Raw genomic sequence first — 14273 nt, forward strand, 5'->3', positions numbered from 1 at the left:
CGAGATCGCCCCTCAAGGATGAGCCGGGATGGCCGACACATACGCCGTTTCCGAATTTCGGTAAAGTGGAATATTTTGGCGAAGATGGATTGACAGCAGAGCGACACAGGCGGAGTCCCGTAGCCCGGATGGAGCGCAAGCGTAATCCGGGAAGGTGCCGAACGCCGGGCGAGCGGCCCCGGATTGCGCTGCGCTCCATCCGGGCTACGAAGCCTCACTCCTTCGTTCGCACTGCCGTTCCGTCCGCCATGAGTGTCACTCCCTTCCGTTCGACAATCATCCCGTACGCCTGCGGCTGACGGTGAACGTCGAAATTGAACGTGGTGCGCTTGTAGGAGTTGCAGAGATCGAGATCGCAGCGGGCGAACGCGATCTCGTCGCCCTTGGTCGTGCATCGCGCGATGATCTCGCCCGAGGGCGCGATGATGCAGCTTCCGCCGATGTGGTCGACGCCCTCCTCGACCCCCGCTTTGGCGACGCCGACCACGAAGGTGCCGTTCTGGTAGGCGCCGGCCTGCATCACCAGATGATTGTGAAACAGCGAGAGATCGTCATGCTCGGGCGCGGGCGGATTGTGCACCGGCGTGTTGTAGCCGATCATCACCATCTCGACGCCCTGCAGGCCCATCACCCGATAGGTCTCGCTCCAGCGGCGGTCATTGCAGATCGCCATTCCCATGATGCCGCCAAAGGCATCGGTCACGCCAAAGCGATCGCCGGGCTCGAAATAGCGTTTTTCCAGATGCTGGAATTCGCGCCAGGGCTCGTGCTCGGCATGCCCGGGCAAATGCACCTTGCGATATCTGGCCACGATGGCGCCGCTTCGATCGACCAGGATGGAGGTGTTGTAGCGCCTGACAAGTCCGGCCTCGATCGTCAGCTCGGCATAGCCAAGGCAAAATCCAATGCCGATCTCGCGCGCGAGATCGAACAGGCCTCTCGTCTCCGGCCCCGGCATCTCGCGCTCGAAGAAGCTGTCGATCTCGGCCTGATCCTCGAAATACCAGCGCGGAAAGAACGTGGTCAGCGCCAACTCGGGATAGACGATCAGGTCGCAGCCGTTTGCGTGCGCCTGGCGCATCAAGGCCATCAGGCGCGCCACGACCGCGGTTCTGGTCTCGGTCCGCGCCACGGGGCCGAGCTGGCCGGCCGCGATCGTCACAAATCTCGCCACGAATCTTTCCCTCTTCCGCTTCCCGGGTCAGGTCGCGGCAGAGACTATCGTGCGATGCGTCGCGCGCACAGCCTCGCTGTCCGGCACGGTGCCCAACCGAGAGGCAGCCCGATCGTCAGGTGGGAAGCGCCGAGGATGAACTGCGATTGACCGCATCCAGGTCGCGCGAAAACACCCTCACGGAGCGCCGCTCACCATTCTGCGGCGACGGGCTCGTTGAAGAACTGACCGCGTTCCGCCATGCGCGACGGCTGGCGGCGACGATGCCGCTCCGCAACGCGCTTGTTCGGAGCGGCCGCCTTGGCCTGCCTGGGCTCCGCGGACTTGGCGTCCGAAGCCTTGGCGTCCGAAGCCTTGGCGTCCGAAGCCTTGGCGTCCGAAGCCTTGAGCTCCGCGACGGGCTGCGCCGCCATCGCAAATGCCTGGCGCGTGCCTTCCGTCGCGGCTGGCGCCGCCGCGTCTGATGTTGACGCCACGGTTTTGGTCAACGGAATCTGTCGGACGTTGGTGTCGAAGACGATCTTCTCCGGCCAGGTCTGCGCGGAATGAATCCGGGCGATCGAGAGGTCCGGCCCGGTTTCAGCGGCGGCGCTCACCGGACCGGCCAGGTAATAATCAGCAACGTACAGGAGGGCGAGCAGAGCGCCGCCGGTGAAGACGAAATAGCGGATGAGCGGCATGGGTCCCTCGATCGCCTCGTGATCGAGGCCCCTGCAGCAACGGGAAAAAGTGGCAATCGTTCCGGCGCGACGTCGCGCAATTGCAGGAGAGGAACTCGCTCAGCCGGCGCACTGGCATTCAGCTTGCTGCACGGCAGTCTAATCCCTCAGACCCGCAGTGGGTCTGTCTCATCGTGAGGCGATCATGCACCCGACGTCCCGTTTCGAAGCGACCATGCCGACCCAGCTCCACGCATTGATCTCCGATCTGCGCTGGCGCATGCGAATGATCGACGCCGACATTCTGGAGGAAGAGCGGAAGGCTGGAATCTCCGATCCCCAGAACGTCGCCTACCCGATGCTCGCGCAGAACCTGCGGGCCCGGCGCGACAATATCCGGGTGAGCATCGCGATTCTCGAAAGCCGGCTTGAAAAGCGATCGACCGAGTGGCCGCGCGCGGCCTGATGCGGTGGCGGCCCGAGCTCGGGACGCACCCGAACGCTAGGGAACTCGCGTTGCCGATCTGCAACGGTTCCCGTCCGTCTGAAGCCGGACAAAAGAAACTCCCATTGCGGCCACGAACCCCTCTCACAACGCCGTGAGACGAGCAGGGGAACGACGATGCGAGCGCAAAGAGTCTGGGTGGTGAACGGGGCCGCCAGCGTCGAACAATTGCAGACCAGGTTGGACGAGCTGAACAAGCGGCTTGCTCAACTCGAGACCCAGCACCACGAGAGCTGGAAAGTCGAAGAGCTCAGATCGAGCGCGCTCAGCCTGTCGCGCGAGATCGACGAGATCCGCTGCGCCGAGGCGACGGCGGCGCTGAGCGAACTGCTGCGGAAATAGCCGGCGTTCGCGATTCGCTGGTCGCGCAGGGAACCAACGCCGCCTCCCCGCCATTGCCATGCCGAGCATGGAGCAAAATCATGACCAGGCACCTGACGCGGGCCGATCTCGCGCGCGGCGTGGCCGGCGCGGTATCCACGCTGGTCCTGTGCGCGACGATGGCATTCACCATCGCGCGCCACTTCGCGCTATAGAGCATTTGGCGCTGTGAGGTATTTGCGATGACGTCCGACCCCGAGGAATCGGTCAGGCTGCAAGGCTACGGCGAGATGACCCTGCGTACGGCCGTCACGACCATGATGCTGCTCGCGCCGCGCGAGCGCGCGGACGCCGCCATCTTCCGCGTCCGCGACGGCGTCCGGCTCGCCTCAAGCGAGATCGCCGAGTTCGCGTCGGAATGGGGCATCACGCCGACGCCAGAGATCAGGTCTCCGAAACTCGTCCCGGAGCAACATTGGACACATATCGTTCGCAGCATGGTCCGTGAGGCGCCGCTGCCGGCGCTGGCGGTCGCCTTTTTGTTGGGTGTGCTGGTGGCCCGACACTGATCGGCATCTGCGCAGAACTCGCGCCGGTTTTCTTGTACCCACGCAGCGGTTCGTTCGTCACCCCACGCTTGTCTGCTTCATGCAATCTCGCGCTTGTGAAAACATGCTCCGGTTGCATGTGAACCGCTTCACATTTGAATCCTCCACATCGTCCTAGCATGGATTGGCTCCGCTTGTTTATTGCAACCCGCAGGTCTGGGTCGCGGGACGCCGGACAGCAAACTCCGACAACGAGACCCGAGGTGCCTGCTAACCGATCTCCAGAGGAGATTGCCATGACTCTGATTTCAGCAACATCTTTAATGCGCACACTCGTGCTGGCCGCCGTCGTCTCGCAGACCAGCGGCCCCATCGCCGGCAATCAGACGGCAGACACGGGGGCTGCAAACCAGACGAGTATCAATCGACCCGCCTCCGCGCCGACGACGGTCGCGCAAGGGCGCTGCTTCAACGGCAGATGCTATTAACTTACCCGGTTGATGACTATCGTGCGTGATGGAGAATGGCCATGCCTACGCTTCCCATGAAGCTTGGAGTGCCGCTGGACCAGATGAGCATATTTTTCTTTGCGTCCCTCGCGCTCGCGGTTTGGCTCATCTACGTGTTCTGCCAGCGCAAATTCGCCGAGCGCAGCGTCACTGGAAGCGGCGACTTCATCTATCAGATGCTGCCGCGTCAACTGGCAACGCATGAGGAATATTCGCACGGCTTCCTGATCTATTTCGGTTCGATGGCTACAATCCTGGTGGTGCTGTCGCTGCTGGGAGCAAACAATCTCGAACAGCTTGGCCTCACGCTACCAAAGCAGTTCAGCTATCTGGGAATGCCGCTCGCCCTCGCGTTTGTGCTGATGGGGGCGCTCCCGAACGTGCCTGGCCTCATGCTGATGGAGACCTATATGCGCCAGTACGCGCATGAGCGCGCCTACATTCCCGATGCCGCACGCGCCACAGCGGAGCGGATAGCGACCGCTGATTTCGATTTCACAGCCTATGCGGGTGAGGCACTTCGGTCGCTGCAAATGCGCGGTATCCTGCCTGACGACTTCACGCGATCCCGCCATACGCTCGAGCATAATTGGGCGCGGCTTTGCTGTCTTCTCTACGCTCTGAAATCCTATCGCATGGAAGGCTTCACCGGCGCCCTCGATGCGAGCCTCTTACAGGACTACCAGAGCGATCTGGATCTCATCGAGAGCCAGAAAAGATCCATGGAACCTCAGATGACGGCCTATCGAAGCGCGCGGGAAAGCGACCCTTATTACACGAACGAAGAGCTTCGCCGCTGCATCGTGGACAATCTGCGCAAGCTCTACGTCCTGCTCGGATGTGCGGTACGACTCAAGACGCAGCCCAACGACGATATTGATCTGGCGCTGCGACCATTTGGCATCATGCTGAAACCCACGCTGCGCCCGCAGGGTACAGGTGACCTAAAGCTTGTCAGTCTGACGGCTGTCGCAATGAGCGTCGTCTTGCTGGGTCTCGCCGCCGACGGGCTCGGCCAGCTCGGCTTATGGACGACGTCGCCGGTCTTTCCGCAAACCGTGATGCAGCCTTTCTGGGATGCCGCAGCAACGTTCGTGCCCTACGCAACTGCGATCATCGTGGCCGATCTCGTGCGCAGACGCGCCATCGGCAAGGGACGATGGTTCGTCACCTCGGGACAGCGTCAACAGACAAGTATAGCAAACTACGTCCGGGTGGCTGTGATCTGTGGCATCGCAGGATATCTCGCGCTCATCATCTGGGGACTTACCCAGGCCCCACCAACGGAAGACAGCTTCAGAATTGAGATTCCCAGTGCCCTGCTCGCCATGGTGACGGGAGCATTCTACGTCTTTCATCTTGACAACGCGCAGGCTGGTCAGCGCCCGTCGCGCGCATGGGAGCTTGGCGCCGAGACTGTCATCACCGGGCTCTGCGGGCTTATCGCCGCCTGCGCCACATGGCAGATCATTCTGGGCACCGCCGGTGCCGCGGTGGACAGAATCATTCTCACCACCCTTATCAATGCCGCGGTGGGGTTTGCACTTGCCTGGTACATCCCGCAAGCCGCGGCCGCACTCCGTTACGATCCGCTGGTCAACGAAAGCCAGGAACGCGTACGCGCGCTGCAAACCGCAGCCCAGGCCCGGCTGGGCGGCGCGGCAGCAATCTGGCTCGATCAGCAGCATCCTGCGCTTGACGGCATCTCACCCCGCCTCGCTGCAGCGGCCGGCGGAGACGGGTTCGAGCGCGCAATCGCTTTGCTGCAAGGCCCACAGTCTCTGACCGCCTGAGCCTGTCGCCTTCACCAATCCGGATCGGGATTGCCGATCCGGGCTTGTCGCAAGACCTCTGCATTGCGGTGAGGCTTGGAGCCGGATCAGCCATGCCACGCGCACAGGCGCCCCTGCCCGGCCAAATCGGCCGTGGACCCGCACCGAAAATCGTTGCAATAAAGGCACTCTAGGGCGCCGGCGGCCGGTCCGCCAAGCCTCTAGGAAAACGTCGACTTTTGGAAGAATGGTCGGAGTGGCAGGATTCGAACCTGCGACCCCTGCGTCCCGAACGCAGTGCTCTACCGGGCTGAGCCACACTCCGACAAGAGGCCGGCTTATAGCGTCGGGTTTGGCGCACCGCAAGCGGCCGAGCTGAGGAATCTTATCCCTGTGAAAACGGGTCTTGAAACGCTGATTTTACCGGCCGGGGCAGCCGGCGCGGAAGCTGCCGCCCGGACCTTGGCCGCCGGCGGGCTGGTCGCGTTCCCGACCGAGACGGTCTACGGGCTCGGGGCGGACGCCGGAAATGCCGGTGCGATCGCCCATCTCTACGCCGCCAAGGGGCGGCCGGCCTTCAATCCGCTGATCGCGCATGTCGCCGACCTCGCGGCGGCGCGGAGGATCGGGCGATTCGACGCCTGCGCCTTGCGTCTCGCGGAGGCGTTCTGGCCGGGGCCGCTGACGCTGGTGGTGCCGAAGACGGACAACTGCCCGGTGGCCGATCTCGCCACCGCGGGCCTCGACACGGTCGCGATCCGCATTCCGGCCCATCCGGTGGCGCAGGCGATCCTGCGCGCCTTCGGCGGGGCGGTGGTGGCGCCGTCCGCCAACCTCTCCGGCCACGTCTCGCCGACGCTGGCGGCCCATGTCGAGGGCGACCTTGCGGGGCGGATCGACCTGATCGTCGACGGCGGGCCTGTGACGGTCGGCGTCGAATCGACCATCGTCGGCTGCTTCGCGGCGCCGATGCTGCTGCGGCCCGGCGGGCTGTCGCGCGAGCGGATCGAAACCGTGCTCGGTGCGCCGCTGGCGCGACTGCCCGCGGAGGCCGACAGCGACGACAGTCAGCCGCTGGCGCCGGGCATGCTGGCCTCGCATTACGCGCCGCGCGCCCAGGTGCGGCTCAATGCGCAGGACGTCGCGCCGGGCGAAGCGCTGCTGGCGTTCGGCGCCGCGCGCCTGCCCGGCCTGGACGCCGCCGCCGCGGTCATGAATTTGTCGCCCAGCGGCGATCTCGATGAAGCCGCCGCCAATCTGTTCGGCTATCTTCGCGCCCTCGATGCCAGCGGGCCGCGGGCGATCGCGGTGATGGCGATCCCCGAACAAGATCTGGGCGAAGCGATCAACGACCGGCTGCGCCGGGCGGCTGTCGCGAGATAAGAGCGAAGCAAGAGACAAGACAATGAACGTCAATCATTCCGCCAGCCCACCGCTTGCGCCCGAACTGATCGAACAATTCCGCAGAATCGTCGGCGAGAGGCACGCCATTACCGATGCGGCCGACATCGAGGCCTATGTCACCGAGGAGCGCAATCTGTTCCACGGCCGCTCGCCGCTGGTGCTGCGCCCGGGCTCGACCGCGGAGGTCGCCGCGATCTGCAAGCTCGCCTCCGAGCACAAAATCGCACTGGTTCCGCAGGGCGGCAACACCGGGCTCGTCGGCGGCCAGACCCCGCACAATGGCGAGGTGGTGGTATCGCTGCGGCGGCTCGACAAGATCCGTGAGATCGACACCGCCTCGAACACCATGACCTGCGAGGCCGGCGTGGTGCTGCAGATCGCGCAACAGAAGGCCGCGGACGTGGACCGGCTGTTTCCGCTCTCGCTCGGCGCGGAAGGGAGCTGCACCATCGGCGGCAATCTCTCGACCAATGCCGGCGGCACGGCCGCGCTCGCCTATGGCGTCGCGCGCGAGATGGCGCTGGGGCTCGAGGTGGTGCTGGCGGACGGGCGCGTGCTCGGCGTGCTGTCGAAGCTGAAGAAGGACAACACCGGCTACAATCTGCACAACCTCTTCATCGGCGCCGAAGGCACGCTCGGCATCATCACCGCGGCGACGCTAAAACTGTTTCCGAAGCCGCGGTCGATCGAGACCGCCTTCGTCGGGCTGAAGTCGCCGGACGCCGCGCTGAAACTGCTGGCGATCGCGCAAAGCGAGGCCGCCAATGCGCTGACGAGTTTCGAGCTGCTCTCGGAGATGGCGGTCGATTTCTCGATCCGCCACGGCATCGACGTGCGCGATCCGCTCGCGCAAAAGCATGACTGGTACGTGCTGATGGAATTGTCTTCGCCCGGCGATGACGCCCGCACGCCGCTGGAAACGATCCTCGGCCGCGCCATGGAGGACGAGATCGTCGACGACGCGGTGATCGCGGCCAACCTCACCCAGCGCGCCGGCTTCTGGAAGCTGCGCGACGAGATGTCGTCGGCACAGAAGCCGGAGGGCGGCTCGATCAAGCACGATATCTCGGTGCCGGTGGCGACCGTGCCCGCCTTCATCGCCGAGGCCAATGAAGCCGTGGTCAAGCTGATCCCCGGCGCGCGGCCGGTGCCGTTCGGCCATCTCGGCGACGGCAATCTGCACTACAATGTCAGCCAGCCGATCGGCGCCAACACCGCGGACTATCTGGCGCGCTGGCACGAGATGAACGCGGTCGTGTTCGCCATCGTGCTGCGCATGGGCGGCTCGATCTCGGCGGAGCACGGTATCGGCGTGCTCAAGCGCGACGAGCTTCCCGATGTGAAGGACAAGACTGCAATCGAGCTGATGCGGTCCATCAAGGCGATGCTCGATCCGCTTGGAATCATGAACCCGGGAAAAGTGTTGTGAGTGCGCTCACGATCGACGCGATCACCGAGGCCGATGTCGAGCCCGTGGTCACGCTGTGGCAGCGCTGCGGCCTGACGCGGCCGTGGAACGATCCGCATGCCGACATCGCGCTGGCGCGGAGGCGCGACAATTCCACCATCCTGCTCGGCCGCGACGGCGGCACCATCGTCGCCACCGCGATGGTCGGCCATGACGGCCATCGCGGCTGGGTCTACTACGTCGCGGTCGATCCGGAAAGCCAGAAGCGTGGTTACGGTCGCGTCATCATGGCCGCAGCCGAGGACTGGCTGCGCGCGGCCGGCATCGCAAAGCTCCAGCTCCTGGTCCGGCGCGGCAATGAGCAGGCCAACGCGTTCTACCAGTCGCTGGGTTTCGAGGAATCCACCTCGGTGATGTTCCAGAAGTGGCTCGACGGCCGCACCACAACGCCAAGCAATTGAGATCGAAGCATGACGATTTCCGACCGCGTCCGCATCAAGGACGTCCGCGTGCTCTCGGACGGCTGGACCACTCTCAAGAACACCACGTTCGAGTACCGGCGCGCCAATGGCGAATGGCAGACGCAGCACCGCGAGACCTATGAGCGCGACAACGCCGCGGCCGTGCTGCCGTATAATCTGGCACGCCGTACGGTGATCCTGGTGAAGCAATTCCGCCTGCCGGCGTTCATTCGCGGCTACGACGATCTGCTGATCGAGGCGGCCGCCGGCGTGCTGGACGACGCCTCGCCTGAAATGCGCATCCGCGCCGAGGCCGAGGAGGAAACCGGCTATCGCCTGCACCACGTCCACAAGGTGTTTGAAGCGTTCATGAGCCCCGGGGCCATCACCGAGAAGCTGCATTTCTTCGTCGCCGAATACGAGCCGGAGATGCGGGTCAGCGACGGCGGCGGCCTCGAACATGAAGGCGAGGACATCGAGGTGCTGGAGCTCGGCATCGACGAGGCCTTAGCGATGATCGCGGACGGCCGCATCATCGACGCCAAGGCGATCATGCTGCTGCAGCATGTGGCGCTGCATGTGTTTCGGTGAGCTTGCTTACTCTTGAGCTCACCCCCGACTATCTCTAGTCTGTCGCCAACAAGAACCAGGAGACGCGCCCATGTCCGCTTCGCGCGACGACGAATTCGGCTTTGCGCCCGACTACGACGCCCCCGTCCCCTATATGCAGCGCACGCGGGACTATTACGCCGCGATTGGCTACGCCACGGCGTATCGCTGGGCTCACTACACCGAGGCGCCGTTCCAGCCGCTGAAGAAGCCGCTGTCGCAATCACGCGTCACCATCATCACGACGGCCGCGCCATACGATCCCACCAAGGGCGACCAGGGCCCGGGCGCGGCTTATAATGGCGGTGCGAAATTCTACCAGGTCTATGACGGCGACACGGCGAAGCCGCACGACCTTCGCATCTCGCATATCGGCTACGACCGCAAGCACACCACGGCCACCGACAACGGCACCTGGTTTCCGCTGCCGCAACTGTTGAAGGCGAGCGCTGCGGAGCGCATCGGCGAGGTGGCCCCGCGCTTCTTCGGCGCGCCGACCAACCGTAGCCATCGCGTCACGCTCGACACCGACGCGCCGGAAATTCTGGCGCGGGCCGTCGCCGACAAGGTCGATGTCGCCGTGCTGGTGCCGAACTGCCCGGTCTGCCATCAGACCACGGCGCTGGTGGCGCGGCATCTGGAGCGGAACGGCATTCCGACCGTGATCATGGGCTGCGCCAAGGACATCATCGAGCACGCCGCCGTGCCGCGCTTCCTGTTCTCGGATTTCCCGCTCGGCAATTCCGCCGGCAAACCGCACGACATCGCCTCGCAGGCACAGACGCTCGAGCTGGCGCTCAAACTGCTGGAGACCGCGAGCGGCCCGCAGACCACCATGCAGTCGCCGCTGCGCTGGAGCGAGGACGCTTCCTGGAAGCTCGACTACAACAACGTCGCGCAGCTCTCGCCCGAAGAGCTGGCGCGGCGCCGTGCCGAATTCGACAAGCAGAAGGAGATCGCGCGCGGCAATCGCGCCGCCTGACGTCCTCCGATAATCAAAACAAAAAGGGAGAGCGACGTGACGCGACCGTTCGAGGGCGTGAAGATCCTGGACTTCACGCAAGTGCTGGCCGGCCCTTATGCGAGCTATCAGCTCGCGCTGCTGGGCGCCGACGTCATCAAGGTCGAGCGGCGCGAGGGCGAGGACATGCGCCGCACGCCGCTGTCGCGCGAATGGGCCGAGCGCGGGCTGGCGCCGGCGTTCCAGGCCATCAACGGCAACAAGCGCAGCCTGACGCTCGATCTGCAAAAGCCCGATGCGATCGCGATCGTGAAAAAGCTCGCCGCGCAAGTCGACGTGGTCATGGAGAATTTTCGCCCCGGCGTGATGGACAAGCTCGGCATTGGGTACGAGGCGCTGTCCGCGATCAATCCGAAGCTGATCTACTGCGCGGTATCAGGCTTCGGCCAGACCGGTCCGGATCGGCTGCGCCCCGGCTATGACGGCAAGATGCAGGCGCTGTCCGGCATCATGGCGATCACGGGTCATCCGGAGACTGGGCCAACTCGTGCCGGCTTTGCGGTGTGCGACGTGCTGTCGGGCGCGACTGCTGCGTTCGGCGTGTCGAGCGCGCTGTACCAGCGCGACCGCACCGGCAAAGGCCAGCTCATTGACGTCTCCATGCTGGAGGCGACGATGGCGTTTCTGTCGGGGCAAATCGCGGACTGGTCGGTCGCCGGCCATCGCCAGCAGCTGTCGGGCAACCAGGCCGTCAGCCGCAGGACCACGGCGAATTTGTTCAGATGCGGCGACGGCCACATCCTGCTCGCCGTCAACAACGAGAAGCAATATCGCGCGCTGATGTCTGCGCTCGGCCGCGAGGACACGTTGAGCGATCCGCGCTTCGCCGACTGGTTTTCGCGCAACGAGAACGAGCCGGCCTTACGCGCCATCATCGAAGAGGCGCTCGCGGCTAGGCCGGCACGCGAGTGGGAGACCATTCTGGAAGATGCCGGCGCGCCCTGCGCCAGCATCTGGAAGGTCGAGGAAGTCATCGACCATCCGCAGATCAAGGCGCGTGGCGCGATCCAGGAGCTGGATACGCCCTATGGCCGCCTTCGTTTCGCCGGCAGCGGATTCAAGCTCGCGCATGGCGGCGGCAGGCTCGACCGCATGGCGCCGGAGCTCGGTGCGGATACGGATGCGGTGCTAGGCGAGCTGGGATTTGACGCAGCGGACATCGCGGCGCTGCGGGCGAGGGAGATCGTGTAGGGTGGCGCCCCACATTCAGTGTCATCCCGGGGCGCGCGCAGCGCGAGCCCGGGACCCATAACCACAGGATCGGGTTTGGCGAAGACTCGCAGTTGCCAGCCCGCGCCAAACTTCTCCCTGTGGTTATGGGGTCCCGGATCTGCGCTTCGCTTGTCCGGGACGACAGCGGAATAAGACGCGCCAGCTTGGTTAGAACAACGATCCCTGCCCGTCATCGGCCGAGCCGGCCGCCGCTTTCCGCGCCACCTTCTTCCTCGGCGCCTCCGCTTCCATGTCCTCCGCGCTGATCGGCAGGAGCAACTGGTCGTCATCATTGGCGACGCGGTTGACGCGGGTGGAGACCGGGTGCCAGGCGAATTCGCCGATTTGCGGCGCGGTCATCAGCGGCAACACGGCATCGCTGCTTCTGTCGAGCCAGCGCTCGAAATCGCGCGGGCTGATGGTGACGGGCACGCGGTCATGCAGCGTGGCGAGATCCTCGCCTGCGGCCGCCGTGACGATCGCGACCGTGTCGAGCTCCTCGCCGTTCGGCCCGACCCAGGTCTCGAACACTGCGGCAAAGCCGAGCGGCGCGCCGTCGGCGCGATGGATGAAGAAGGGCTGCTTGCGGCCACCCTCCGTCTTCCATTCGTAATAGCCGTCGGCCGGAATCAGGCCGCGCCGCCGGCGAATCGCGCGTTTGAAGGCCGGCTTCTCCAGCACCGTCTCGGAACGCGCATTGATCAGGAGCGTAAACCCCTTGGGATCCTTCACCCAGCCCGGCAACAGGCCCCAGCGCATCAGGCGAAAATGGCGCGCGCCGTTCTCGGCCAGCACCACCGGAATCGGTTGTGTCGGGGCCACGTTGAACCGGGGCGGGAAATTCGGCTGCTCAATGTAGCCGAACAGTTGCCGCAAAGCCGCGGGGGCCGAAGTTATGACGAAGCGTCCACACATCCTTGAGGGCCTATATAGGGTCCGTTCAGGTCCTTTTAACCCCGAACGTTAACACTGCGGCAGATGAGCTCAACGGTCGCCCAGCCGGCGCGGATGCATGGACGGACCGGGCCCGAGGCTGCGGCCTGGGCCGAGCGGCTGCGCGTGGCCAACATCAACCCGCGGACCGGGCTTGCCACCGACTATCTCAACCATTTCAATGAAGCCGTGATGCTGCTGGAAATGGTGCCGGACATGCCGGAATGCGCGGAGGATTTCCTGACCTGGTCGCCGCTGTCCTATGCGGAGCATTTCACGGCCTCGAACTTCAAGGCCCGGGATCTGGCGATCGAGGCCTATGAAAAAGCCGACCCGAACGTGCGCGCCCAGTTCGACCACCTCACGGACACCATGACCTCGATCCTGACGGCGGTCGGCTCGGCCATGCGCGAGGTTGAGAAGGACACGACCCGCGTTCGCCTCGCCGAGCAGGCCGCCCAGTGGGTCAAGCCGCTGATCGCGGCGTGCGGCGGCATCATCAATGGCGGCGCGGAAGCCGACATCGACACCATCATGGCGAACTGAGCCCGAGCAGGTGAAGTCATGGCTGCGATCGTTCAGCCCAGCCGTCCCCAGATCGCGGTCAGTGCCGCGATTTTTCGTGACGGCAAGGTGCTTCTGACCCGGCGCGCGCGCTCGCCGGCAAAGGGGTTCTATTCGCTGCCGGGCGGCCGGGTCGAGTCCGGCGAATCGCTGCACGAGGCGCTGGCGCGCGAGATCGACGAGGAGACCGGGCTCGATATCGACATCATTGGGCTCGCGGGCTGGCGCGAAGTGCTGCCGGCCGCGACCGGCGCCGGCCACTATTTGATCATGTCCTTTGCCGCTCGCTGGGTGGCCCGGGAGCCGGTTCTCAACGACGAGCTCGACGACTACCGCTGGATCGCCCCGCAGGCCCTGGCCAGCCTTGGCGACCTCAAGCTGACCGGCGGGCTGGAAGAGGTCATCCAGTCCGCCGCGCGCCTGATCGAGGCATAGGCCGCACGGCGAGCTCCCCCGCACCTCTCCCGCTTGCGGGAGAGGTCGACGCGCGAGAGCGCGGCGGGTGAGGGCTTTTTCCTCTTGGGGGTGCTCGCCTGCGGAGATACCCTCTCCCCGACCCTCCCCCGCAAGCGGGGGAGGGAGCGCACCGCTCGCGCCCCGGCGCCTTGCGTCTGCCGCCCCGAGGAGGCATACACCCGGCCGATGTCGATGCGATTTCTGGCCATTTTTGCCCTGATTCTCGCCTGCGCCTCGGTGCCCACGAGGGCTCAGGACGGGGCAGCGCCGTTTGACGGCGATTTGCAGCGGCTGGCGGAGATCCTCGGCGGGCTGCACTATCTGCGCGGCATCTGCGGGTCCAACGAGGGCAACAAATGGCGCAGCGAGATGCAGGCGCTGATCGATGCCGAAACCCCCGCCGGCGAACGCCGCACCCGCATGATCGCCGGCTTCAACCGCGGCTATAACGGTTTTCAGCAGACCTACCGGAGCTGCACGCCGGCCGCGACGGTGGCGATCCGCCGCTACATCGAGGAAGGCGCGAAGATCTCGCGCGATCTCACGGCGCGCTACGCGAACTGAACTCTCCATTCGTCATTCCGGGGCGCGACGAAGTCGCGAGCCCGGAATCCATCGTGCGACGGAGTCTGCTGCCCGCTGGATTGCGGGGGCGCGCGGGGCCCCCGCATGGCAGCGGGGGGGGCCCGGTGATGGAGGGTGTGGACCGCCGGTTAC

General features: G+C 65.0%; 17 protein-coding genes and 1 tRNA gene. 14 read left to right on the forward strand and 4 right to left on the reverse strand.

Annotation, left to right across the window (positions count from 1 at the left end):
• Nucleotides 1–214 precede the first annotated feature (214 nt).
• On the reverse strand, nucleotides 215–1174 hold the full coding sequence (locus AC0L3C_RS22595; protein ID WP_473409016.1) for an N-carbamoyl-D-amino-acid hydrolase: 960 nt from the start codon (nucleotides 1172–1174) through the stop codon (nucleotides 215–217).
• A 191-nt stretch (nucleotides 1175–1365) separates the two neighbouring features.
• Nucleotides 1366–1854: a hypothetical protein gene (locus AC0L3C_RS22600; protein ID WP_473409017.1), complete on the reverse strand. Its 489-nt coding sequence runs from the start codon at nucleotides 1852–1854 to the stop codon at nucleotides 1366–1368.
• A 184-nt stretch (nucleotides 1855–2038) separates the two neighbouring features.
• Between AC0L3C_RS22600 and AC0L3C_RS22605 the strand changes: the two genes are divergently transcribed.
• From AC0L3C_RS22605 to AC0L3C_RS22625, 5 genes are all read left to right on the forward strand, one after another.
• Nucleotides 2039–2299 carry a hypothetical protein gene (locus AC0L3C_RS22605; protein WP_473265936.1) on the forward strand — a complete coding sequence of 87 codons (261 nt, stop codon included), beginning with the start codon at nucleotides 2039–2041 and terminating at the stop codon, nucleotides 2297–2299.
• A 156-nt stretch (nucleotides 2300–2455) separates the two neighbouring features.
• Nucleotides 2456–2680: a hypothetical protein gene (locus tag AC0L3C_RS22610; RefSeq protein ID WP_473265935.1), complete on the forward strand. Its 225-nt coding sequence runs from the start codon at nucleotides 2456–2458 to the stop codon at nucleotides 2678–2680.
• 221 nt (nucleotides 2681–2901) lie between these two features.
• Nucleotides 2902–3228 (forward strand): hypothetical protein, encoded by a 327-nt coding sequence (locus AC0L3C_RS22615; protein ID WP_473409018.1) that lies wholly within the window; start codon nucleotides 2902–2904, stop codon nucleotides 3226–3228.
• A 275-nt stretch (nucleotides 3229–3503) separates the two neighbouring features.
• Nucleotides 3504–3695, forward strand: coding sequence for a hypothetical protein (locus tag AC0L3C_RS22620; protein ID WP_473265933.1), 192 nt, complete (start codon nucleotides 3504–3506; stop codon nucleotides 3693–3695).
• 41 nt (nucleotides 3696–3736) lie between these two features.
• A complete protein-coding gene (locus AC0L3C_RS22625; protein ID WP_473409019.1) occupies nucleotides 3737–5509 on the forward strand; it encodes a hypothetical protein in 1773 nt (590 codons plus the stop codon).
• Nucleotides 5510–5736: 227 nt separating this feature from the next.
• Here the strand turns inward: AC0L3C_RS22625 and AC0L3C_RS22630 are convergent.
• Nucleotides 5737–5813, reverse strand: a tRNA-Pro gene (locus tag AC0L3C_RS22630).
• Nucleotides 5814–5881: 68 nt separating this feature from the next.
• On the opposite strand from AC0L3C_RS22630, the gene AC0L3C_RS22635 reads away from it, so the two are divergent.
• From AC0L3C_RS22635 to AC0L3C_RS22660, 6 genes are all read left to right on the forward strand, one after another.
• Nucleotides 5882–6871 carry an L-threonylcarbamoyladenylate synthase gene (locus tag AC0L3C_RS22635; protein ID WP_473409020.1) on the forward strand — a complete coding sequence of 330 codons (990 nt, stop codon included), beginning with the start codon at nucleotides 5882–5884 and terminating at the stop codon, nucleotides 6869–6871.
• Between the two features lie 22 nt (nucleotides 6872–6893).
• Nucleotides 6894–8321 (forward strand): FAD-binding oxidoreductase, encoded by a 1428-nt coding sequence (locus AC0L3C_RS22640; RefSeq protein ID WP_473265930.1) that lies wholly within the window; start codon nucleotides 6894–6896, stop codon nucleotides 8319–8321.
• A complete protein-coding gene (locus AC0L3C_RS22645; RefSeq protein WP_473265929.1) occupies nucleotides 8318–8761 on the forward strand; it encodes a GNAT family acetyltransferase in 444 nt (147 codons plus the stop codon). Before AC0L3C_RS22640 ends, AC0L3C_RS22645 begins: the two co-directional genes overlap by 4 nt.
• A 9-nt stretch (nucleotides 8762–8770) precedes the next feature.
• Entirely contained in the window at nucleotides 8771–9352 is a 582-nt protein-coding gene (locus AC0L3C_RS22650; RefSeq protein WP_027568647.1) for an NUDIX hydrolase, read from the forward strand.
• A gap of 70 nt (nucleotides 9353–9422) precedes the next feature.
• Nucleotides 9423–10352, forward strand: a complete 930-nt coding sequence (locus AC0L3C_RS22655; protein WP_473409021.1) for a glycine reductase — start codon at nucleotides 9423–9425, stop codon at nucleotides 10350–10352.
• A gap of 36 nt (nucleotides 10353–10388) precedes the next feature.
• Nucleotides 10389–11582 carry a CaiB/BaiF CoA transferase family protein gene (locus AC0L3C_RS22660; protein WP_473265927.1) on the forward strand — a complete coding sequence of 398 codons (1194 nt, stop codon included), beginning with the start codon at nucleotides 10389–10391 and terminating at the stop codon, nucleotides 11580–11582.
• Between the two features lie 189 nt (nucleotides 11583–11771).
• On the opposite strand, the gene AC0L3C_RS22665 is transcribed toward AC0L3C_RS22660, so the two are convergent.
• Nucleotides 11772–12518: an SOS response-associated peptidase gene (locus AC0L3C_RS22665; protein ID WP_473409022.1), complete on the reverse strand. Its 747-nt coding sequence runs from the start codon at nucleotides 12516–12518 to the stop codon at nucleotides 11772–11774.
• A 63-nt stretch (nucleotides 12519–12581) separates the two neighbouring features.
• Here AC0L3C_RS22665 and AC0L3C_RS22670 point away from each other — a divergent pair, with 63 nt between their 5' ends.
• The 3 genes from AC0L3C_RS22670 (at nucleotide 12582) to AC0L3C_RS22680 (ending at nucleotide 14120) form a co-directional block, all read left to right on the forward strand.
• Nucleotides 12582–13082, forward strand: coding sequence for a hypothetical protein (locus AC0L3C_RS22670; protein WP_473265925.1), 501 nt, complete (start codon nucleotides 12582–12584; stop codon nucleotides 13080–13082).
• Nucleotides 13083–13100: 18 nt separating this feature from the next.
• Nucleotides 13101–13535 (forward strand): NUDIX hydrolase, encoded by a 435-nt coding sequence (locus AC0L3C_RS22675; RefSeq protein WP_473409023.1) that lies wholly within the window; start codon nucleotides 13101–13103, stop codon nucleotides 13533–13535.
• Between the two features lie 207 nt (nucleotides 13536–13742).
• Complete coding sequence (locus AC0L3C_RS22680) at nucleotides 13743–14120, forward strand: TIGR02301 family protein (protein ID WP_007594891.1); 378 nt, start codon at nucleotides 13743–13745, stop codon at nucleotides 14118–14120.
• Nucleotides 14121–14273: the final 153 nt, after the last annotated feature.

Source organism: Bradyrhizobium sp. WSM4872 (assembly GCF_055811715.1).